Raw genomic sequence first — 24,052 nt, forward strand, 5'->3', positions numbered from 1 at the left:
GGTTGCAAATGGCTTAATTCAACTCTAGACTTATTATGAAATTATCTTTAGTCTCTAATCTTGGCAAACTCTTCTTGTTTTGCCTGGCCAGTATGGCTCTTTTTACCGCCTGTGAACCGGAGGACGATGACTTTTTCGACTTCCGCCCGGTCGATTTCTTTATCGATGCGGATAACGTTATCATCGATGCCGGCCAATCCATCACTTACGAAGACAAATCAAATAACGCTACCAGCCGGGAATGGACTTTCGAAGGAGGCTCACCCGCTACCTCAACGGATGTTTCCCCTTCCGTAACCTATGCCGAAGAAGGAACCTTCCTGACTTTCGTCACTACTACTTTCGCGGATGGCTCCACCCAGCGTCGTCGCCTGCAGGTTTTAGTTAATCCTCCGGTCGTCGCCAATTTTTCTGCGAACCCAACCGCACTTCAGCGCGGTAACGCCGTTCAGTTCTCCAACCTGACGGAGGGCGTTGGTGCCATTCCCGCAGTATTGGGAGCTGCCGATACTGCCATCATCCACGCCTGGTTCATCCCCGGAGTTACGGCTGATACTGTTTTTGCCAGCAACCCTTCAATTGTCTTCCCGGAAACCGGACTCTACGACGTATCCCTGACGGTAACCCGCCGGTCAACAGGATTTGTTAGCACGGAGACTAAAACAGAATACATTCAGACTTTTGACGATCCCGTAACTCAGTCTCGCAGCGCGCGCTTTAACCGGGATGGTTCGGCGATCTTCCTGGCACTCAACGAGCCCACGGGAGCAATTGCGGCTGATCTCACCAGCAGGCTCTCTCTCTCTGCTGCAGGAGGCAGCACGGTAGCCATCACCAGTGCAGAAAAGCCCGCATGGTCTGATAACGTCATTCAGCTGAATGTTGATCCGTCAGCAATGACTGCCGGGACAGACTACACACTTTCCTTTTCTGAGACGGGAACCTTTACGGTAGGCAGTGGTTCTGTCGTGCTCCCATTCTCCTACGGTGTTACTTTCCTGGGGGAGTCTCAGGACTGGGCGCTGCTCAACTTCGCCAGTGGTGGAGGAAACGACCCCGTAATGGCTACGCTCAACGGGAAGTCTTTCACTTTCGATCAGGATGGGGTAACCTTTGCGGCGGATGCCAACGTCAACCTTTTCATTTTCAATCCCGGAATGGGCCCACTGACGCAAACCTATCATAATAACGCCTCTACCTATTCGATGCTGATCACTCCTGGTGCTGATGCAGCACTGTCGGATATTGGAGATGTAGGCTTTGAGCTCGGGTGGTTAGGTCCTAATGGCACGCAGTATACCTTCTCTCAGCCAGTAACGGACCTTCGCTTTGTAAATGGCTTTGGTAACCCGGACTTTGTCCCGGAGGGAACCCTCTCCGATGACGGTAAAACGTTGACCATCACTAAGCAAGGCAACCGGAACCAGGCGGTGAGAATCTCCGGTATTCTGGAAGACGGTATCAGCGCTACCGGTCTTATGATCTCCCACAATGCACCAGAAGGTGGAACGGTTTACGTCACTGCCAGTGGTCGGTAGAAAACACTATAAGCCTTCACCCGCTGCGTCGGGTTAAAAGACTTACTACTTGATTATTTATGGAGTGGCTCGTCTGCACAACGAGCCACTCCTTTTTCTCTCCTTCAACGCCAAAGCTTTTTCAGTGGTTATGGTCAACCGTCTTCCATTGCTTCTTTTGATTTTTCTGTCCGGTTTTCTGTCCGGGCAGTCTTTTCAGGATGTGAGTGAAGCTTTAGAGATTCATGCTGCTGCTTTGGATGCTAAGCTGATGGCCGGTGGGGTAGTCTGGTTTGATTACAACGGGGACCGTTATCCGGATTTACTTTTCGTGAATGGTGATTTGCCAGCGAAGCTTTATCGCAATGACTGGAACGGGAAGTTTACCGACGTTACGGAGTCCGCTGGATTACTGGGAACGGCAGGAACCATGGGAGCTGTCAGTGCAGACTTTGATGTAGACGGCCATCAGGACCTCTTTTTTACCACCCTGGCGGGAACTCCCAATCGCCTGTTTCGTAATAACGGGGCGGGCAGGTTTACGGATGTTTCTTTGTCAGTGGGAATAAGCCACTCAGCCTACAGCGCCTCGGCTAGCGTAGGCGACCCCGATAATGATGGAGACCCTGATATATACGTTGCCAATTATCTCGCAGGGGAAGAGCCAATGGATGGAGGGCAGCCCAACTTTTTTTACCGTAACGATGGAAGTGGAAATTTCGAAGAGGTAGCGGCTGTTCTTGGCATTGACAATAATGGCTGTGGACTTGGAGCAACTTTTACGGACATTAATTCAGACGGCAGAGAAGACCTCTACGTTGCCAATGATTATGGCTATCTGGTACAGGCCAATGAGCTGTTCCGTAATGAAGGGGGGACTTACCGCGCTACGGCGAACGAGGATGGATCAGCCGCTACGATCAATGCCATGGGCATCGCCAAGGGAGATTATGATAATGACGGAGATCAGGACTTGTACATCACAAATATCAGAGAGAACCCTCTTTTCGAAAATGTTGGAGATGGGGATTTTTTCCGTTATGTGGCAATACCTGCCGGTGTTGCTCTGCCGGAGCTAACAAGCTGGGGAACCGCTTTTGCTGATTTTGACCTGGATGGCTTACTTGACCTGGTAGTGGCAAACGGGCAGGTGGCTGAAACAGAAAACGACGCTGAGCCAATGGCTTACTTTAAGAATGAAGGAGATGGTACTTTTCGGAGTATTCCCGGAATTCAGGAAGTGAGCCTGATGGGCAGAGGCCTTGCCGTTGCTGATTATGACCTTGACGGCTTACAGGATGTAGCCGTAAATGCGGTTAGTCCTGTAGCGAACGGGCCGGAAAGGGCTCGGCTGCTACGCAATACTTCTTCCGCTGCAGGCCGGTGGCTGGCGGTAGAATCTCCTTTTTCTGCCAGGAGAATGGAATTACATGCAGGAGGAAAAACCCTGTATCGGGAAAAAGATGGCGGCTCCAGTTACCTTTCTCACTCATCCGGTCCTCTCCATTTTGGAATGGAGACCATTGAGGAAATAGACAGTTTGGTTGTTCATTTTAATGACGGGAGCCGGCTGAGTTATTACGATCTCGCCTGGGGTAATCTGGTGGGGGTTGAGCAGGAAGGGAATTGGTATTCTGTTCGGCATTCGTCCGAAACCATTTGCGCAAATGAAGCCGCTGAACCAGTGGTAAGTCAGATAAGGGTGAGGGAGGACACCGGTGCGGAAACCTTGCTCATTTCCCGAACAGAAACCGTCGCCTACACTACTGAGCCACTAAAGGTGGTAGAAATTTATTCCGGAGAGGAGTATCAGGGTGTGGCGCATACGCAGGATGCAATGATTGTTGATACGATCGCCTCTGCGTCCGCTTGTCCGGTTCTTCAACCGATCGACATTCGAATTTTGCCTGAAGTCGAAGCGCTAACGATGTACCCTAACCCTGCGGGCAGAGATATTGTGATCGCGCTGACAGAAGCGGTTAGCGCCATAAAACTTGAATTATTTACCATCACGGGCCAGCTGGCTCATTCTCAGGATATTGAGTTTGAGGAAAGCCTGCGAAGCCTGCCCGTCACCTTACCAAAACTTCCTGCGGGGGAGTACCTCTGCCGTTTGACTCATCAAGAGGAAATCACCATTCATAAACTCATTATTCGATGAAGCCAACGCTAACTTCCTTTGGGAGTCTAATACTACTGTTTACCATTTTGTCCGGATGTAATGGAGGGAATGGATCTCCGGAAGAAACGGTTGCAGAGCGGCCTAACATTATCTTCATTATGTCTGATGATCATACCACTCAGGCAGTTGGAGCTTATGGAAGTCGGTTGGCCCGTCTGAACCCAACCCCCACGCTGGATGCTTTGGCTAAAGAGGGCGCTCTTTTCACCAATGTATTCTGCAACAACTCCATTTGTACGCCGAGCCGGGGAAGTATTATGACGGGACAGTATAGCCAGACTAATGGCATTCTCACCCTCAATGATACCTTACCCGTCGAACGGCAGCACCTCCCCCGTGAAATGAGTAAGCTCGGGTATCAGACGGCTATGGTCGGTAAGTGGCACCTAAAGGCAGAACCGGCGGCTTACGATTACTACCACGTGCTGGAAAGCCAGGGGAAATACTTTGATCCGGAGTTTCGATCCAGCGACGCGGGAGACTGGCCGGACAATTTTGTAAAATACAAGGGCCACAGTAGTGATATAGTAACGGATGTTACCCTTAACTGGCTTAAGACGAAGCGGAAGAAAGACCAACCTTTCTTCCTGATGCACCACTACAAGGCCCCACACGATGACTTTGAGTTCGCCCCGCGCTATGCCGATTATCTGGAAGATACGCACATTCCCGAGCCGGACAACCTATACGATCAGAACCAGCCGGATTTCGGCTCAGAAGCTACCCGTGGCACGAACGACAACTTACGCAACCGCATTGGCACTTCCGTTTCTGACCGCCATCCGTACCGAAGTTATACCGCCCAGTATGGGATAACGGAAACACCACGTGACTCTGCTACCAGCGCTGCTTACCAGGAGTACCTCAAGCGTTATCTGCGCTGTGTAAAAGGGGTGGATGATAATCTGGAACGACTCTTCGCTTACCTCAAAGAAGAAGGTCTTTGGGAGAATACCGTGATTATTTATACCGGAGATCAGGGCTTCATGCTTGGAGAGCATGACTACATGGATAAGCGGTGGATGTATGATGAGAGCATGCGAATGCCATTTATCATGCACTACCCGAAGAAAATTAAGGCGGGGACAAAAAGCGAACTGCTGATTAATAACACTGATTTCGCTCCGACGATGTTGACTCTCGCTGGTGGTGAAACACCAGACTATATGCACGGTCGAAGCTTTGCCAACAATCTGGACGGGAGCGAGCCATCTGATTGGCGTACTGCCACCTACTATCGCTACTGGATGCACCTCATTCACCATGACGTTCCGGCGAACTTCGGCATTCGTACAAAAGACTACAAATTGATCTTCTACTATGCGCAGCCTTTTAAAGAATCAGAAGTCGGGGTCGGGAGCATGTGGTGGAAAAAAGAGTCTTACCCCGTAGGCCCCACACCGGTCGCCTGGGAGTTTTATGACCTCCGGAATGATCCAACGGAGATCAATAACCGGTACGGTGATCCGGAATACCAGGAAACCATCCTTGAGCTAAAAAAACAACTACAACAATTACGGGAAGAATTTGACGAAACAGATCAGGATTACCCGCGCTTCCAGTCGATTATTGATCAATACTGGGATGCCTGATTTTTAGCACAAATACATTCTACCTTCCACCTTTTTAATCTTTCATCATGAATCATATTTTAATCTCGTTTCTGGCCTTTAGTTCCTTACTCTTTCTGGGTAGTTGTCAGTCTAGTGAAGCCAACGCCGGCGCGATGGACTCCCCGGCTACAGACGCAGAATATTTAGCCGATTGGTCTTCTCTGGAAAAAGTAAAAGAGGATCCGGAATGGTTTATTGATTCTAAGCTGGGCATATACGCACACTGGGGCCCTTATAACGTACCTGCCTTTGGTAGTGAATGGTATCCCCGCAATATGTACATAGAGGGGACTAAAGAGTACAAGCACCATCAGAAGACCTACGGAGACCAGTCCTCATTTAACTATCATGATTTTATCCCGAAGTTCACGGCGGATAAGTTTGATGCTGAAGAATGGGCACAAATCATGCAGGATGCCGGTGCCAAATGGGGCGGCCCGGTAGCACAGCACCATGATGGTTTTGCTATGTGGGACAGTGAAATAAATCCATGGAACTCAAGCGACATGGGCCCCAAGCGGGATATTACCGGAGAATTGGCTACTGCCATACGAAAACGTGGAATGAAGCTGATTACCAGCTTTCACCATGCCCGGAATCTGCAACGCAACGCAGATGAGAAAGAATACTGGAATGGATGGGACAGCCATTTCCCCTATAACCCGGACTGGGCAACTTCTTCCACAGAAGAGCCAACACGCTGGCTGTACGGTAATGTTCCGGAAGAAGAGTGGTACCCTTACTGGTTCGGGCAGCTGAAAGAAGTCATCGATCAATATGATCCGGACATCATTTGGTTTGACGTCTGGCTCAATCGCATTCCGGAACAGTACCGTAAAGATTTCTGTGCTTATTATCTCAACCACGCCGCCAAACGAGGCCAGGAGGTCGTGATCGCCCACAAAAAAGACGACCTGCCCATTGAGGTCAGTATCCTTGACATTGAGCAAGGAGGCAAGAAGGATGTCTCGGAGCGGGTCTGGCTTACGGATATTACCCTGAGTAACCAATCCTGGAGTTATGTGGACGGGCAGACGTACAAAGACCCCAAAATCGTAATCCGTAATTTCATTGATGTTGTATCCAAGAATGGTGTTGTGCTGCTGAATATTTCTCCGAAAACGGATGGTAGTATTCCGGAGGAACAACTGACCGTTTTACGGGCGCTTGGCAGCTGGTTAAAGGTTAACGGTGAGGCCATTTACGGTACCCGCTCGCGGCTTGAGTATGGGTACGGTAAGGCCAAGGCAGATGAAGGCAAACACGGCGGGCAATCGGCAACCGTTAAGTACTCCGCCAGTGATATCCGGTTTACGGAATCAAAGGATAAAAAGACAATCTATGTCTTCTTCCTGGGAGCGCCAAGCCCCGGAGAAAAGGTCGAGCTAAAGAGTCTGAGCCCTATCAACTACCCTCCGAAATTTCCCGTAAAAAAGGTCTCCTTGCTGAAAGACGGCAGAGAACTTGACTTTACCTTCAACAGCCACGAGAGCAGCATCACTCTTCCGGCAGAAGGCGGCTTCGATGAAATGGCGACAGTGGTGAAAATCGAGATGGAGTAATGGGGCAGGCGGTTATTATTCTGCTCTTTTAACCTTTCATTGCCCCTGCGTTTGCGCCCGAAATGCAGCAGTTTTCCCGCGTGAACATATATGGTAGGTTTCGAACCGATTGGTACTTCCAGCGGAAGAAGCGCTGTCTTACCTTCGCCAATAATAAAGGGGCAATAAGCCTTCAGTAGTAATAAAAATTGAATGAAAAACACAGCAACCCGGTATACCGGGAACAAAACTTTTGACGTCATTGATGCTGCATCACCAAGCCCCGGAAAGGGGGAGGTGCGTATTAAGGTGGCCTACTGTGGCGTGTGCGGCACCGATGTCCATATTTTTCACGGAATGATGGATCAACGCGTAAGTATGCCCCTGACGATCGGGCACGAAATGTCAGGTGTTGTTGATGCTGTCGGACCCGAAGTGGACGGCTTCAAAGTTGGAGAAAAGGTGGTCGTCCGGCCACTTGATGACCGGGGAGCAAAGCCTTCTGATAAAGGCTTCAACCACGTTGCAGCAGCGCTTAAATTTATTGGTATCGACAGCCCGGGCGCCATGCAACAATACTGGAATGTGCCGGCCTTCACGCTACATAAACTCCCCGCTGACACGGATATGCAACTGGCCGCTCTCGTAGAGCCGCTGGCTGTTGCCTGTCATGACGTCCGCCTGAGTGGTATTAAACCAGGCGAATATGCTGTGGTACTCGGCGGAGGGCCAATCGGAATGCTGGTGGCAATGCGGGCGAAGCACGCAGGTGCAAAGGTGCTTATCTCTGAAACCAATGCTACCCGCTGCCAGCTGGCTAAAGAGCTGGGTTTTGAAGTCGTTAATCCCATCAACGAGGATTTGGTTGATTACGTCTCTAAAGCCACCGACGGCGGACTTGCGGATGTCGTCTTCGAAGTTGCCGGTGTGCAACCCACTATCGATGTAATGACCGAGGTGGCAGGCATTCGGGGGCGTATCGTGCTGGTGGCCATTCACGGTCAGCCCAGGCCCGTTAATCTGTTCAAATTCTTCTGGAAAGAACTTCAGTTAATCGGCGCAAGAGTATACGAACCCGAAGATTATGATGACGCCATTCAGCTGGTCGCTGACAAGTCGCTTCCGCTAAACGCCCTGATAACTTCTGTCGCTCCGCTGACGAGCATACAGTCTGTCTTTGAACAAATAGATCAGAATCCGGACGGGATGAAGGTTCTGCTGGACTGCCAGGCATAAACACATGATTTTTTTCAAGTGGGCTGCGCCTACTAAAAAAGCACTATGAATAACATTTTGGATAAATTTAATCTGGCGGGCAAAACGGCCCTGGTTACTGGCTGCAAGCGTGGTATCGGTAAGGCGATGGCTGAGGGTCTTGCGCAGGCCGGGTGCGACATTATTGGCGTGAGCGCCACGCTCTCCTCCACGGGTTCGGAGGTGGGAGCTGCAGTAATGGCCACCGGGAAATCCTTCACGGGCTACTCCTGTGATTTCAGTGACCGGGAAGCACTTTACGCTTTCATTAAAACCGTAAAGGAAAAACACGGCACCCCGGATATTCTGATCAACAATGCAGGTACCATTTTACGAACCCCGGCAGCGGAGCACCCCGATGAAATGTGGGATAAAGTGATTGAGGTAAATCAATCGGCTCAGTTCATCCTCACCCGTGAATTCGGGCGGGACATGATCGCCCGGGGTAGTGGCAAGGTGGTTTTTACCGCTTCACTACTCACCTTTCAGGGAGGGATTACCGTTCCGGGCTACGCAGCCAGTAAGGGCGCCATCGGACAGATGACGATGGCTTTTGCTAACGAATGGGCGGGGAAAGGCGTCAACGTTAACGCCATCGCTCCCGGCTACATCGCTACCGATAACACGGAAGCCCTGCGCAATAACCCGGAAAGAGCTGAAAGCATCCTGGCCAGAATACCTGCCGGCAGGTGGGGAGAGCCGGAGGACTTTGCCGGACCGGTGGTGTTCCTGGCGTCGGACGCGGCGGCTTACATGCACGGCTCCATCGTTTTAGTCGACGGCGGTTGGATGGGACGCTAAGAAACCAATGAATCCACTTTTCTAACCTACAGATAAAGGATCTGCTTAAAGCTCATGCTGTGAAGAATTTTGAACTATACATCAACGGCCAGTGGGAAAGTGCCTCCGGCGGTAGAGATACGATTGTTAACCCGGCCAACGGAGATTCTGTAGGAAGCGTAGGCGTAGCCAATGCGGACGACGTGCTCAAAGCGCTGAAATCTGCCAAAGCGGCGCAGGTGAGCTGGCGAAGATTGCCCAATAAGCAACGGGCGGACCTGATCCGTGCCTTCAGCGACAAAATCAAGGAGCATCGGGAAGAGATCGCTCAAACAATTGTAGCCGAGCAGGGTAAACTGCTCAAGGTCGCCCGCTTTGAGGTCGACGTTACTTCTTCTTTTCTGGAGTATGCTGCCGGTTGGGCCCGCCATATTGAAGGTGACATTGTTCCTTCTGACAATCCCAATGAGCAACTCCTGATTAATAAGGTCCCCAAAGGCGTAGTTGTGGCCATTACTGCCTGGAACTTTCCGCTGGCGCTGGCGGGGCGGAAAATCGGTCCGGCACTGGTAGCTGGCAATGCCGTTGTGTTGAAGCCCACTCCTGCCGCTCCCTTATCTTCCCTGATGCTCTGCGACCTGGCTAAAGAAGCGGGGCTGCCAGACGGAATACTTAATATGGTTACCGGAGGGGTAGAGGCCGGTGTCGCCCTGGTGGAAAGCCCCCTGACGAATATGGTGAGCATGACGGGGAGTACCCCGACCGGACAAGCCATCGCCCGCTCTGCGGCGAAGAATCTTACCCACGTTCAGTTAGAGCTCGGCGGAAAAGCTCCCTGTATCGTTTTTGCCGATGCCGACCTTGATAAAGCCGTTGCGGGTGCCCTGCACAGCCGCTTCGATAATTACGGCCAGGTCTGTACCTGCAACGAGCGAATGTACGTGGAGGAAGAAATCTACGATGAGTTTATGAGCCGCTTCCATACAGAGGTGGCTAAGCTTAAAGTTGGGGACCCCAGTGAGGAAGATACGGACCTCGGCCCCCTTACGGAAGCTAATGTGGTGACCAATCTGGAGAAGCTTATCGCGGAGAGCGTAGCTGACGGTGCCCGCATCACAGCGGGTGGCGGCCGCCCCGAGGGCGCTGCCTTCGAGAAAGGTCATTTCTTCGAAGCGACCATTCTGGAAGATGTCACCCAGGAGATGAGCATCGTACACGAGGAACTCTTCGGCCCGGTATTACCCGTTATCCGGTTCTCCGGCTTTGAGCAAGCCATGGCTTATGCCAATGACTGCAAATTCGGACTGGCGGCCATCGTTTTTACAACCGACATCAGCAAGATAATGCGCCTTACGGACGAGCTGGAATTCGGAGAAATTTACATCAATCGCGGGCACGGGGAGCTTCACCAGGGGTTTCACAACGGGCTCAAACTGTCAGGGACCGGTGGAGAAGACGGCCGGTATGGCATTGAGCAATACCTCGAAAAGAAAACAACTTACCTGCGGTATTAGGCAGGGTGGAGGTTGCAGGTTGCAAGTTGCGGGTTGCAGGTTGTAAGGTTCAGCCTTTCTCTCCCGCAACGGGCACCTGCAACCTGTACCCTGCAACCTGAAACCTGCAATCTGTACCCCCCCCTCAACTATGAAAATAACCAAAGTACATACCCGACTATTCAAAGTGCCCCTGGCGGAGGTTCTCTCTGACGCTAAGCATGGCGATCATTTTCACTTTGAACTTGTCACCTGCACAATTACTCTGGAGGATGGCTCCGAAGGCACGGGCTACACTTACACCGGAGGTAAGGGAGGGCAGGCCATCCGGGCAATGATAAATTACGATCTGGCGCCAGCATTAATGGGCCAGGACGGAACGGAAGTGGAGAAGCTTTATGACTTCATGGAATGGCATATCCACTACGTAGGCCGGGGCGGAATTGCCAGCTTTGCCATCAGCGCCGTTGACATTGCTCTGTGGGACATCCGCTGCAAGCGATTAGGTCAGCCACTCTGGAAGGTTGCCGGCGGCGCCGGCAATACCTGCAAGGCCTATTGTGGCGGCATTGACCTGATGTTTCCTCTGGAGAAATTACTGGATAACATCCGGGGCTATCTCTCGCGTGGGTTTCGGGCGGTGAAGATTAAGGTAGGCCGGCCGGAACTGGCCGAGGACGTAGCAAGGGTGAAAGCAGTAAGAGAATTGGTTGGCCCGGAGGTGACCTTCATGGTTGATGCGAATTACAGCCAGAGCGTAGAGGAGAGTATTGCGATGGCGAAAGCCTTCGAGCCGTATGACATTTACTGGTTTGAGGAGCCGACCATTCCGGATAACTACAAAGGCTACGCAGAGATTGCCGCAGCGACCAGTATTCCGCTGGCGATGGGGGAAAACCTGCATACCATCCATGAATTTGAGTACGCCTGCGAGCAGTCCGATCTGGGCTTCCTACAACCTGATGCATCTAACTGTGGCGGGGTAAGCGGCTGGCTGGCGGCATCTGCCTTAGCCAAAGAACACGGTCTGCCCGTCTGCTCTCACGGCATGCAGGAGCTGCACGTCAGCCTGGTTTCCAGTCAGGAGCACGCTGGCTGGATTGAAGTGCACAGTTTCCCGATCGATGAGTATACCACCCGTCCGCTGGTGGTGGAAAACGCCCGCGGAGTAGCTCCGGACACCCCCGGGGTAGGCGTTGTTTTCGACTGGGCTAAACTCGTTCCCTTTGAAGAGAAATGAATGGCCGAAGGCTTCCATTTTATAGTAATCCCGGACACTAAGGTCCACTAAGAAAGTAAAGATCATGCCAAGAACAACGACTAAATTCGGAGAGCTGGACGGAAAAAGTGTTGCGCTGCACACGCTGGAAAACGCTAATGGAATGCGGGTGAAGCTAAGCGATTACGGAGCAGGCATAACCTCCATAGGTGTCCCCGACGGAAAGGGTGGGCGCGCTGAGCTGATAACGGGCTTTGATTCCCTTGACGGTTACTTCGGAGAGGCCTACCGTGCCAATGCGCCGTATTTCGGCGGCACGATCGGGCGGTACGCATCACGGATCAAGGACGGGAAGTTCTCCATCGGAGGAGAATCCTATACACTTGCCGTCAACGACGGCAGCAACCATCTGCATGGCGGTATTCAGGCTTTTGATAAGCGCGTGTGGCAATCCGAAGGGGTAGGGGAGAACAGTATAAAGTTTACCCTGCACAGCCCGGACGGAGAGGAAGGCTACCCCGGGAATCTGGACGTAAGCATCACTTACCGCTTAACGGAAGATAATGCGCTGGAAATGCACTTCGCCGGAACGACGGACAAAGCCACGCCCCTGAGCATGACTAACCACGCCTACTTTAACCTTTCCGGTTTTACGGAAACCATCCACGGGCATACTGCCCGCATTGACGCGGCGGAGTTTTTGACGCCGGATGAGACGAATATTCCGGTAGGAGAGCGGACGGCGGTAGCCGGCACTGCGGCGGATTTGCGTAAAGCGACGAAGCTGGCGGATGCCCTGGAGCACTTCCCGACGGGCTTCGAGCATTTCTACGCCTTTGCTCCTCCAACCACCTCTGCACCTGCGGCTGCGCCCCCCAGAGAAGTGGCCGAATTCACTCACCCTGCTTCTGGTCGTAAACTGGCGGTACTTACTACTGAGCCTGGTGCTCTTTTCTACACGGGCTACTTCACTTCAGATGAGTTAAAGCGGGAAAACGGGGATCAATTCGGCCGTTACCGGGCCTTCTGCTTTGAGTCAAGTCGCTACCCGAACGGCCCCAACCTGCCCGGTGTAACGGATGCGGTGCTGCGCCCCGGGGAAAGCTATTCGGCGACGACCATCTATCAGTTCACTTTTTAACCTTCGATCATGACTATAGGAATACTTACTGCCATTGCCGCAGGCATCATGCTGGGGCTTTATGCCCTGCCCGAAAAATATGCCAAAGATTTCGAGTTCGAGAATACCTGGGGAATGATGTTTTTCATCAATATGCTCATTGTTCCCGTTATCGCCTGCCTGCTGCTGGTTGATGACTTCGGGGGGATTCTTGGGTCATTGTCTACTGAGATTTACCTCAAAATGGGTGTCGCTGCCCTGGCGTGGGGCGTCGGCGTTATGCTGTGGGGTAAAGCCATCAATTATATTGGCCTGTCGCTCGGCTTTTCCATCTTTATCGGTACGGTGATTCTGGTGGGCTCTCTGTTGCCTTTTATGGTAGACGAGCTCCCGGCCTCTAACGTGTTGTTTACCATTCTTGGTGGCTTGTTAATCGTATTGCTTGGTATTGTGGCTAACGGTAAAGCAGGTATGGTCAGACAGGAAGACGAGCAAAACTCTGACACTGACACCACTACCCAGGGGTCAATGGGAACAGGAATTGGTATTGCCGTTGGTGGCGGATTATTGGCCACAGGCTTTAGCTACGCTAATGCAGCCGGCCGGCCGGCTATTCACGAAGCTGCTCAGGCGGCGGGTAACCCGGAGTGGGTGACGGCCGTAATCGTCATGTTTGTCATTTACGTGGCGGGGGCACTGTTCGTAATGCCATACTTCTATTATCAACTGACTAAGAAAAGTCTTTGGTCTAAGTTTAAAACCCCGGCGCTGGGGCGTAACCTGATGTTGACTTCCGCCATGGGGATTCTCAACTTCGCCGCCTCGGTGACTTTTGCTTACGCGGCCTATCAGTTGGGCAAGGCGGGCAACACCGTTGGCTACGCGATTTTCAATACCGTTTGCGTTGCGGTAGCCATCTTAACCGGCCTGTTCACGGGGGAATGGGCAAAGGCTTCGGGGAAAGCCAAGACACTGCTGTACGTTGGTTTGGCGGCCATGGTCGTCGGAGTTTTAGTCATTGCGGCGGGCAACGGAATGGCAAGCTGAAATTAATTTTCGGATTTGGGCGCGGCAGCGCAGGTGCAGAGAACCGTCCTGACAGCAGGGAGCTACCCCCCAATAAACCATATGTAGAAGAAGGAAACTTTTTTGTCGTTGTCTGACGCAGAACAAGTGGTCATCTTTACCAACACACTGAAAGTACTATGAGAAGATCATTTTATTATTTAAGCCTCACCACTGTAATTCTTTTTTTCATTGCATCCTGCGGCAGCGCACCCTGCCCGGAATGCCCTGACGCTACTTCAATGGAACCTACCCCAGAGCAACTTGATTTCCTCGGCATTACTAATGCTGATCACTTAAGCGCTGCTTCCAAACGCGCCCTGCTATGGCCGGAAGAAGCCAGAAGTAATGAATGGTTTTTGCAGTATAAAGTCCATGACCTCAAAGGAGACCTGGCCTACGAGGAAGGAGTGGTGCGGAGAGACCCCAGTGCTGTTCTCAAGATCGATGGCCTCTACTACGTTTGGTATACCCGCAGCACGGGGCCTACGCAGGGCTTTGGCGGTGATATTGCCACGGAGAAGGTCTTCCCCTGGGATCGCTGCGACATCTGGTACGCAACCAGTGAGGACGGCTGGACCTGGAAAGAAGAAGGCCTTGCCGTGGCACGTGGTGAAAAAGGAGCCTTCGATGATCGCTCTGTATTCACGGTAGAATGCTTGTATCACGATGGGAAGTATTACCTCACTTACCAAACCGTCGGAGGGGACTATGTCGTGCGGGTAAAAAACCAGGTAGGCCTGGCCTACAGTGACAGCCCCCGCGGGCCATGGACCAAGCTGGAAGAACCCATCCTCAGCCCCGCCGATAATGGCGTCTGGAAAGGAGAAACGCAAAACCGTTTCCTCGTGGAAAAGAAGGGCGATTTCGATAGCCACAAGGTGCATGACCCGTGTCTGCTTGCCTATAATGGAAAGTTTTATCTCTATTACAAAGGTGAGCAAATGGGAGAAGAAATCACTTTTGGTGGCCGTCAGATCCGGCATGGGGTTGCCATTGCTGATAACCCGCTCGGCCCCTACGTAAAGTCTAAGTATAATCCGATTTCAAACAGCGGGCACGAGATCTGTGTCTGGCACCATGACGGAGGAATTGCCAGTCTCATCACTACGGATGGTTTCGAAAAGAATACGATACAGTGGTCACCGGATGGCATCAATTTTGAAATTAAATCCGCCATTCCGGGTGCCCCCCACGCCATTGGCCTGGTTCGTGATAATAACGATGGGAAAGACCCCATTTCGATTATGAGTTGGGGCTTAACGCACCAGTATAAAAACTCCGACTACCAATTCATTCGCCGGTTTGAAGGAGAGCGGAAAGAACGCCATACGGCTAAAGGTGTGAAAGCCGAATAAGGTCTTTAGCTGGTCCTAGATCTAGACACCGATAAGAGAGACTTCTTTAATGAAATCCAAGACTGTTTTTTTTGTATGATCGAATTTCAGAAAGGGCTTTCGGATTAATCCGAAAGCCCTCTTTCAATACAACCAGATGTAGGAATAATTCCTGTGTGTTAGCGAAGCTGATCAGACAACTTATTCAAGAATCAGTGGCTCGGTTGCTGAAGTTGCTCCACGAATTTTTTCGAATTCCTCCATCATGGAGCCCAGCTTTTCGGGCATAGCGTCTGCCAGGTTATTGGTTTGGCTGATGTCTTTGGTGAGGTTGTATAGTTGAGGCGTAACACTATTACCTAGTTCGATATTTACCTGCTTATTGATGGGGACACCTTTATAGGGGGGGATTAATAACCATTCTCCCTGCCGGAATGCAGTGCGCCCCGTGGCTTCAATGATAAGCTCTTCCCGGCCGGTATCGCTATCTCCTAACAAGGCAGGCAAAAGGTTTTTACCATCGAGTTGATCCGTCGATACCTCGGCGCTGACCAATTCTGCGATTGAGGGCAAAAGGTCCATTTGGCAAACCAGTGCATCAGATACTCCCGGTTCAATAGTTCCTTCCCAGTACGTAATGAAGGGTACCCGGGTGCCTGCTTCGAACAGGCTGTACTTTCCTCCGCGGAGCGGCCCGGCGGGCTGATGGGTGCCAATCATCTCTACGGCATCATCATAGTATCCGTCATTAAGCACCGGGCCATTGTCTGAAGACAAGACAATGAGTGTGTTTTCCAGCAGGCCTTCTTCCCGGAGTGTCTTCATGAACTCGCCAATACACCAGTCCGCTTCCACAATCACATCTCCCCGTGGTCCGAGACCCGATTTTCCCACGAAGCGAGGGTGCGGGGTGCGGGGGACGTGGGGTTGCTGCATAGCATAGTAGAGGAAGAAAGGCTCGTCCTTATGTTTCTTAACGTAGGCTTGGGCGCGGACCAAAAAGTGGTCGGCCATATCTACGTCAATCCACTTCGCTTTTTCGCCGCCCTTCATGAAGCCAATGCGTGGGACGCCGTTTACGATAGTCGCATTATGGCCGTGGTGCCACTTCATGCTTAGCAGCTCCGGATTGTTTTTGCCGGTAGGCTGGTCACCAAAGTTGTTTTGGTAATCAACTTCGATCGGGTCATCCGGATCAAGCCCTTCTACCAGGCCGTTTTCGAGATATACCGTAGGAACCCGGTCTTGCGTAGCCGCCAGAATATAACTGTGGTCAAAACCTACCTCATTAGGGCCGGGGCTTACCCGCTCATTCCAGTTCACGTGTCCTGTGCCCAGCCCAAGGTGCCATTTTCCGACGATGCCAGTATGGTAACCCTGGGATTGGAGCATTTTGGAAACCGTTATCTGCTTTGTGTCAATGATCAGGGGTGCCGTCCCGGGCAGAATTTTTGCGTCCTTGTTCCTCCAGGGGTATACTCCGGTAAGCAGGGCATAGCGGCTGGGAGTACAGGTCGCCGAAGAAGCATAGCCATTAGTGAATCGTAAACCTCCGGACGCCAAAGCATCAATGTTGGGGGTGTTTAGCACGTCTCCGCCGTAGGCACTAACGTCTCCATAGCCAAGATCATCCAGATAAATGAAAACGATATTGGGCTTCGGAGGGGTTTCGTCTTCCTTTGGAGTTTTATCCTCAGTACTACACGAAACGATAAGCGTAAGTAAAAGAGGCAGCAGGAAAAAACGGGTGATTTTTCTCATTAGTTCTGTTTGATAGATGTTGTACCTAAGTCAAAGTACTTTAGGTATTGGAAAGATAGTTGTTTTGTTTATTCAAGTTTCCAGGTTCTTACCCATTCATATTCTGTCCTTCGGTCTTTCCGGCTAGCGTCTTTTATTACACCCCCGTCGGCAGGTATTGGGTTCCAGTCATAGGTTTCAATGGCCATGTGAATCCAGGCGTCGCGATCGTGGGGAACATTTGGCGTGATGGAATAAATGTATTTGCCATCCAGATAAAACCTCATTTCAGTCGGTGATTTCCACCATACTGCGTAGACATAAAACCGGTCTGCATTTTTGGTGGGCAACGGGACACTTCCCTGGTGTTGCGTTGGTTCAGGATTACACTCCGTTTTGCGGTGAATAAAATTTGAATGCATCACATAGTCCCATTCACGGGCCCATTCTTTGGCGTCGGGCGAAACCACACCTACACATTCCTGAACATCGAGCTCCATTTTTCGCTCACAGTCATACTTTGTCATGAGCCAGAAGGTAGAGGACATTTCGGTGCGGTTGGCTTTCATTTTGGCTTCCAGGTAATAGCCTGGTCTGGCTGGTTGAAGCGAGCGCACAATACCGCCAAAATGAGTGAAGGTATTTCCTTTTATTTCCACTGCTTCCGGAAGCACGCCAACGTTTACGCGGAGTTTTCCTTTACGAACTTCAATGTTCCTGGCCTGGAATAACCCGGGCGGACGGCCAATCCATCCCCAGTCGTTTCCGATGGGCTCTACCTGCCACTTATTCAGGTCTACCTTTCTCCCCTTGAATTCGTCAGATAATTCAGGAACCGGAACCCACCTTTTCCCTTCCGGTGCCGGGTCGTTTCCCGCCTGAAAGGTGGGTTGGGCGCGGACGCAGGTGCAAAGTAAAATCAGAAAAGCAAAGATTTGAAATGGTTTCATTGGTGATGTTTTCAATCTTATGGTGAGGCCGTAATATCTTCCTGAGGTGATCGAAGACATACCACGTTAAACCATTTTTATAATTCCATTGGTTTTAAGTGTATTTTTTACCGGCCTCTACATATCGATGCTTTATTATTGAGCCTCAACAATTTCATCTGAGTGGATTTACTCCTTGCATTTATTGCGACTGGCGAAGAGTTAATGTTGCCAGAATACTCGGTCCGGAAATGTATGTGCTTTGACGTTTCTATTTAATCGACGAGCCTTTATCCCCCGCTTTATACAAGAACTATTTTGTTCCTGAATGAGCAAATGAATTGAAACCATTAACTCCTTGAACTTCGTCTGTGATGCCGCTGCCCAAATATCTGATACTCCTTCTGTTTTTTGCTCCTTGCCTGCTCCTTGCCCAGGAAGAAGATTCACTTCCTAACGTAGTTGTTATTCTGGCCGACGATGTCGGTCAGGGAGATGTTGCCGCCTACCGCCGGGCAGCAGGACTGGAAGTGATCGTTGAAACGCCTAACCTTGATCGCCTGATGGCTGAAGGGCTTCACTTTACGGATGGGCATAGCCCAACCTCTCTCTGTGCTCCATCCCGGTATGCGGTCATGACGGGCAACAACCCCTACCATAGTTATGCTCCCTGGGGTGTATGGGGTGCCTACCAAAAATCTCCTCTGAAACCCACTGACCTGACATTGGGTAAGCTAATGCAAAAAGCAGGTTACCAGACCGGCTTTCTGGGGAAATGGCATATGGGAGGAGACTTCTACTTCCAGGGGGACTCCACCAGAATATACGATGGCGACCGTTCCCGGCCGCAGTTGAATGTGGATATTCGCGCGTATGCAGGCAATGGCCCACAGGATCATGGTTTTGATTACAGCCTTACTTTTCCGGCCGGCATTCAAAATGTCCCTTACGCAGTTTACGAAAACGGAAAATGGATGCCACTATCCAGAAAGTCCCGGATAACGGAAATTACCCAGGCTAAAATGACTCCACAGCGGGTAAAACTGGATAAATCCGAAGGGCTTGGAGATTCTCATTGGACACCCTATGACATGGGACCGTTGTTAGTCCTGAAGGGGATTGACTTTATCCGTAATGCTCCCGAGGATTCACCCTTTTTCATGTACTACTGCTCTCAGGCAGTTCACCTTCCACATACTCCTCCCTTTAGCCTGGATGGAGAGCGGATCCGTAATCAAACGCCCAGCTATCACCTTGATATGGTTAAAGAACTGGACGTTCAGGTGGGGATGCTCGTCAAGGCGCTAAAGGAAAAAGGAGTTTATGAAAAGACCTTTCTGATTTTTACTTCCGATAATGGAGGATTGTTACGGAAAGAGTCGCTTTCCGCAGGTCACAATTCCGCCGCTCCTTTTCGTGGAGGTAAGAACCAGATTTTTGAAGGAGGACACCGGGTACCTTTCATGGTTGTCTGGCCTGAAAAGATCTCTGCGGGAACTCAGTCGGACGCCTTAGTATCGGGCACCGATATTATTGGTACCCTGGCAGAGTTGACTGGCCAGCAAATACCCGCCGGCCAGGCAAACGATGCCTACGGCTTCTTACCCCTTTTACTCAGGGAGAACACTGCTAATAAAAGGAACTATCTCCTCCAGCAGGGAGGAACCACCAAGGAGGTAATCTACCGGGAAGGCGATTGGAAACTTATTATGCAGTTTGATCCCAAGACATCAACGGTTACACCGAAGTCTTTATTCAATCTGACAACAGACCCGGAAGAACAACCCGGCAGCAACCAAATTGATCTTCCCGAACAAAAGGAACGGCTTACTCGGATGCTAGCTCAGTATGAGAACATTCGTTTTCAAAAGTTACCTACGGGAAAGCAGGATAGTCCGGGCTTGTAAATTCGCCCCGATCATTCTATCCTTCTCCAGTTTCTTTGTTCTTGGCCTTTTCTTTATGTAGTCGAATATATTCGCTGGGCACAATCCCAAATTGTTGTTTAAAACATTTAGAGAAATAAGAGGCGGTGTTGAAGCCGGTCATAAACATCACTTCCTTGACGGAGTACCCACTGTTTTCTAATAGCTGCACGGCCCGTTTGAGGCGAATTGTTCTGACGAATTCGCTGCTTGACTGACCGGTTAAGGCTTTTAACTTAAGGTAGAGCTTACTTCGGCTTACCCGCATTTCCCGCACCAGCTCCTCAACGCTGAATTCTGTATTCCCCATGTTCTCTTCAACAATATCCATGGCTCTTTGCAGGAATTCCTCATCGACGTTGGTAACCGTAACTTCTTTAGGGGACGTGATCACCTGCTTACGGAAACGTTCATGCAGTTGTGTGCGGCTATTGAGAATGTTTTTAATTTGCTGGGTTAGGTCTCCGATGTCAAATGGCTTTGTCTGGTAACCATCTGCACCATAACCCAGCCCTTCCGTTCTGCTTTCCGCGGTGTCTTTGGCAGTGAGCATTATCACGGGTATATGGCTGGTTCTTGGGTCGTTTTTGATTTCTTTCAGTACTTGCATGCCGTCTACGTCGGGCATCATTAAGTCAGTAATGATGAAATCAGGGACGGCTGTTGTAGCGAGTTCAATTCCTGCTCGCCCACCATCAGCGGCAACCACCCGGAAATCGGACTCCATCCCTTTGCGAATGAAACTCCTGAGGTCAGCATTATCGTCAATGTAAAGCAGCAGAGGGGAATCCTCTCTTTCTGCCATCAGCATGTTTCGTTGCTGTAGCTCCGTTACTTCACTGTTCAGTTCCAGTTCCTCAGCAGAACTTTCGCTACTGGTTCCAATAAAGTCTTCGGGGTCATATTGAGGCAGGTAATTATGGGTGGATTCCGTTCTGAATTCATTGGATTCATACTGGTTTTTATCCAGGGTGATTCTAACCGTAAATACAGAACCTTTTCCAGGGCTGGATTCAACGTCAATTTTTCCCCGATGCAGTTCTACTAACTCCCAGGTGTAAGAAAGTCCAATTCCCGCACCTTCTCTATTTTTCACTTCTCCTGAGGAAGAAGTGTAGAAACGGTCAAATATGCTTTTTATCTTGTTTTTATTAATGCCGACTCCAGAATCCTCAACGGAAATTGCTACGGATCCATAGCGTCTGAATTTTTCCGGAGTACTTGACTTTTTCCCCATACTTTTTCTGACCCGTACCGTAACGCTACCGCCTTCAGGCGTAAACTTGAAAGCATTTGAAAGCAGGTTGTATAAAATCTTTTCCATTATTGCCGGGTCAAACCATGCCGTCAATGGCTCTTCTTCGGGTAAGAAATGAAAGGTGAGATTTTTCTTGCTCGCCAGAAAGTCGAAAGGGGAAGTAATGTCACGTAGAAACTTCACAACATCTCTTTTTTCGAGCTGAAGTGGGGTGGCGCCCTGATCGAGTTTTCGAAAGTCGAGTAGTTGATCTACCAGTCGGAGGAGGTATTTGGCATTTTTGTACATCAAATGATGATACTTGTTCCGCTGGTCTTCAGTTATCGTTTTGGACGTTTGAATCATGTTTTCAAGCGGGCCCGTAATTAGGGTCAAAGGCGTTCTGAGTTCATGGCTAATGTTGGTGAAGAACTGCAGCTTTAGCTGATTTAATTCCCGAATCTTATCCTGAGAGACCTGCTCTATCATCAACCTGTTTTTTTCCTTCACGTCAATGAGGGAAAATTTCCTGAAAGCGTAAAGCATCAGGACGAACAACAGGGCGTAAAACACCTTAGCATACCACTCTAACCAGATCGGAGGGCTGATTGAAATGTTGAGCGTTTTAAATTCTTCACTCCATACTCCATCACTATTGCTGGCCTTTACCCGGAACACATAATCCTGATAAGGGAGGTTCGTATAGGTTGCTCTACGATGATCGGAGTCGGTGTATATCCAGTCTTCATTAAATCCTTCCAGCTGGTAAGCATACCTGATATCATTGGGAGACTCAAATTGAAGCGCCGAGAACTCAATGGAAAAGTTATTCTCGGTGTGACGAAGATTAATGTTGCTGGTCTGCTCCAGGCTTTCTTCAAGAATTACTTTGCCGTTGATTGACGCCCCCTGCACTACAGGGATGTTGAGTACCTCAAGCCCCGTTAAAACTGGTTTTACCGTTGATTGATCAACATGGATGTCATTCGGATGAAAATAATTAACTCCTTTAACCCCGCCAAAAACCAAGGTGCCGTCGCTGAGGCGGCAAGCAGCCAATTCCTGAAACTCATTACTTTGTAAGCCATCTCCGTAATCATAGGTGGTTAGTTGCTTACTCTTAGCGTCCAGGTGTACAATGCCTTTATTAGTGGAAGCCCATATGTCGTGATCGTTATCAATCAGAATGGCTTTGATAACGCCATTGGGGAAACCTTCCAGTTCAGTAAACTGCTCAAAATTGGGTATTCCTTCTTCTGAGAAACTGGTCAAATGATTAAGCCCGCCGCCAAAGGTTCCAACCCAGAGCGTATTATCTGGCGCAACCCTTAAGGATAAAATATAATCGTGACTAAGAGAGGAACTATTCCCTGGCTCATTTATAAAAGTCTCGAAAATCGGATTGTCCTCTCTGGCCGCAGAAGATTTTAGCCTGACCAGTCCTTTAGCTGTACCAAACCACAAGTTTCCATCTAAATCCTCAGTTATACTTCTTATTATATTGCTTGGCAGATTGGATTGATTTCCCGTCTGCAAAAACTTAGTAATTTTATACCCCGATGGTTCAGATTCATCCGGTATCCACCGGGAGAGCCCTCCCGCATAAGTTCCAAACCAAAGAATCCCCCTTTGGTCCTGATGCATAGAGAAAACGGCATGCGCAAATCCGGCCACGGGTTCAACCGGCCAGTTCTCATCATTTAGATTTACCCGGTATAAACCTGGATTATCTCCTGCTCCCAGGTATACATAATGATCACTGTCCGAAATGACTTCCATCGTCGCATAGACTCTGCTGGGGGTGTTTATGCGTCGGAACTGAGCCTCCGTATCTGACCCGAAAGCCGCTTGGGTTACATCAGTTCCCCCGCCAATAGTGCCAATCCATAGTCTGCCATCTTTATCTTGATTAAGGGAACGAACAGAGTTGCTGGACAAGCTACTGCCTGAATCCCTGACGTTTAAGAGTTTGAATTTTTTACGATTCGGATCGTAATAATTTACCCCGCCGCCAAAGGTCCCGATCCAAACTAAGCCGTTTTTATCGACGTATAAGTCCTCAATCGAATTATTGGTCAGACTGTTAATGTCCGATGGGTTGTTTTTGTAAGTCTCCGCTGGTTGTGACAGGCCCTCAGAAAGGTAATATCGCCTGAGCCCATTTAAAGATCCAACCCAAAGACTGTTCTTGGTGGAATCAATGGCCAGATGGTTGCCAGGTTCAGAAGAAACATTTGTCCATTCTTCTCCACTCTTGTTTTGTAAAAAGATTCCGTTGGGATTGGAGACCACCATTTGTCCCTCCGGTAGCTGAATGATGGATTGAACTCCGGTGAAAATTCTTGTCTTGTTCCTGTATACAGCCTCAACTTTCCAGGACTCTTCTACGAATGTCACCTTATTAAGGCTACGATTACTGGCCAGCCAGATGTTGTCATCTTTATCCTCAAAAATGTCAATGACCTGATTGTTTTGGTTAGGCTCGCCTATTGAAATTCTGGAAAACAGGGCGGGTTTTTCCGGAGACCAGTCTTCGAGATGAAGAAGGTTGACGCCATTGTTAGTACCCACCCACAATCGGTCTTTGCTATCAACAAACAGGCTCTGAATGATATCATTACTGATGGAGTTTGGGTCCGACTCGTCAGCTCTGAAGACGGTGAATTTTCCCGTAGAAGAATCGTAGTAGTTGAGCCCTCCACCAGTAGTGCCTATCCACAGGTTGCCATGCTTATCTCCGGTAATGGCGAAAATCAGTATGCTGCTTAAAGATTCAGCGTCATTAGGGTCTGGTTTGAAAGTAGTTATTTCATACCCATCGTAACGGTTCAGACCGTCGAACGTACCAAACCACATGTACCCCGTCTCGTCCTGATAAATGCAGTTAGCGTGGTTTTCAGTTAAACCGTTTTCAGAGGTTAAAGCTTTAAAATAGGCTTCAGAAGACTGACCTGACAGGGTGGTCAGGGTAAAAACAAGGGTAAAAAGTAAAAGGTAGAGCTTCATACTCGAAAGGGGCGAAAGTGCGCCATTTTGTAGCCAATTAAAATAGTAAAATTCTCCGTTCGGACCTATTGATTTCTGGATAAAACAGACCGGT

General features: G+C 49.9%; 15 protein-coding genes. 12 read left to right on the plus strand and 3 right to left on the minus strand.

Features of this window, described 5'->3' with window-relative positions; translation table 11 throughout:
• Positions 1–35: 35 nt before the first annotated feature.
• The 11 genes from BM123_RS06115 (at position 36) to BM123_RS06165 (ending at position 15,142) form a co-directional block, all read left to right on the plus strand.
• Entirely contained in the window at positions 36–1,538 is a 1,503-nt protein-coding gene (locus BM123_RS06115; protein WP_090166351.1) for a hypothetical protein, read from the plus strand.
• Positions 1,539–1,587: 49 nt separating this feature from the next.
• Entirely contained in the window at positions 1,588–3,678 is a 2,091-nt protein-coding gene (locus BM123_RS06120) for an FG-GAP-like repeat-containing protein (protein WP_090166353.1), read from the plus strand.
• A complete protein-coding gene (locus tag BM123_RS06125) occupies positions 3,675–5,291 on the plus strand; it encodes a sulfatase family protein (RefSeq protein WP_090166354.1) in 1,617 nt (538 codons plus the stop codon). The genes BM123_RS06120 and BM123_RS06125 overlap by 4 nt, the downstream gene beginning before the upstream one ends.
• 47 nt (positions 5,292–5,338) lie before the next feature.
• Positions 5,339–6,874 (plus strand): alpha-L-fucosidase, encoded by a 1,536-nt coding sequence (locus BM123_RS06130; RefSeq protein WP_245748453.1) that lies wholly within the window; start codon positions 5,339–5,341, stop codon positions 6,872–6,874.
• Positions 6,875–7,066: 192 nt separating this feature from the next.
• Positions 7,067–8,089 (plus strand): zinc-dependent alcohol dehydrogenase, encoded by a 1,023-nt coding sequence (locus BM123_RS06135; RefSeq protein ID WP_090166356.1) that lies wholly within the window; start codon positions 7,067–7,069, stop codon positions 8,087–8,089.
• Between the two features lie 54 nt (positions 8,090–8,143).
• A complete protein-coding gene (locus BM123_RS06140) occupies positions 8,144–8,908 on the plus strand; it encodes an SDR family oxidoreductase (RefSeq protein ID WP_175489270.1) in 765 nt (254 codons plus the stop codon).
• A gap of 59 nt (positions 8,909–8,967) precedes the next feature.
• Positions 8,968–10,401 carry an aldehyde dehydrogenase gene (gene aldA, locus BM123_RS06145; RefSeq protein ID WP_090166359.1) on the plus strand — a complete coding sequence of 478 codons (1,434 nt, stop codon included), beginning with the start codon at positions 8,968–8,970 and terminating at the stop codon, positions 10,399–10,401.
• A 130-nt stretch (positions 10,402–10,531) separates the two neighbouring features.
• Positions 10,532–11,620 (plus strand): mandelate racemase/muconate lactonizing enzyme family protein, encoded by a 1,089-nt coding sequence (locus BM123_RS06150; protein ID WP_090166361.1) that lies wholly within the window; start codon positions 10,532–10,534, stop codon positions 11,618–11,620.
• Positions 11,621–11,684: 64 nt separating this feature from the next.
• The gene (locus tag BM123_RS06155) at positions 11,685–12,740 is read left to right on the plus strand and encodes an aldose epimerase family protein (RefSeq protein ID WP_090166363.1); all 1,056 of its coding nucleotides are present in this window, start codon (positions 11,685–11,687) and stop codon (positions 12,738–12,740) included.
• A 9-nt stretch (positions 12,741–12,749) separates the two neighbouring features.
• Entirely contained in the window at positions 12,750–13,766 is a 1,017-nt protein-coding gene (locus tag BM123_RS06160) for an L-rhamnose/proton symporter RhaT (RefSeq protein WP_090166364.1), read from the plus strand.
• Positions 13,767–14,026: 260 nt separating this feature from the next.
• Entirely contained in the window at positions 14,027–15,142 is a 1,116-nt protein-coding gene (locus BM123_RS06165) for a glycoside hydrolase family 117 protein (protein WP_245748454.1), read from the plus strand.
• Between the two features lie 180 nt (positions 15,143–15,322).
• On the opposite strand, the gene BM123_RS06170 is transcribed toward BM123_RS06165, so the two are convergent.
• Together BM123_RS06170 and BM123_RS06175 are read right to left on the minus strand one after the other, a co-directional pair.
• On the minus strand, positions 15,323–16,882 hold the full coding sequence (locus tag BM123_RS06170) for a sulfatase family protein (protein WP_090166368.1): 1,560 nt from the start codon (positions 16,880–16,882) through the stop codon (positions 15,323–15,325).
• Positions 16,883–16,950: 68 nt separating this feature from the next.
• Entirely contained in the window at positions 16,951–17,811 is an 861-nt protein-coding gene (locus BM123_RS06175; protein WP_090166370.1) for a LamG domain-containing protein, read from the minus strand.
• Positions 17,812–18,164: 353 nt separating this feature from the next.
• On the opposite strand from BM123_RS06175, the gene BM123_RS06180 reads away from it, so the two are divergent.
• Positions 18,165–19,697: a sulfatase family protein gene (locus tag BM123_RS06180; RefSeq protein WP_090166372.1), complete on the plus strand. Its 1,533-nt coding sequence runs from the start codon at positions 18,165–18,167 to the stop codon at positions 19,695–19,697.
• 16 nt (positions 19,698–19,713) lie between these two features.
• On the opposite strand, the gene BM123_RS06185 is transcribed toward BM123_RS06180, so the two are convergent.
• Positions 19,714–23,958 (minus strand): two-component regulator propeller domain-containing protein, encoded by a 4,245-nt coding sequence (locus BM123_RS06185; protein ID WP_090166374.1) that lies wholly within the window; start codon positions 23,956–23,958, stop codon positions 19,714–19,716.
• Positions 23,959–24,052: the final 94 nt, after the last annotated feature.

Source organism: Neolewinella agarilytica (assembly GCF_900110645.1).
In the GTDB taxonomy this organism is placed as follows: Bacteria; Bacteroidota; Bacteroidia; order Chitinophagales; family Saprospiraceae; genus Neolewinella; species Neolewinella agarilytica.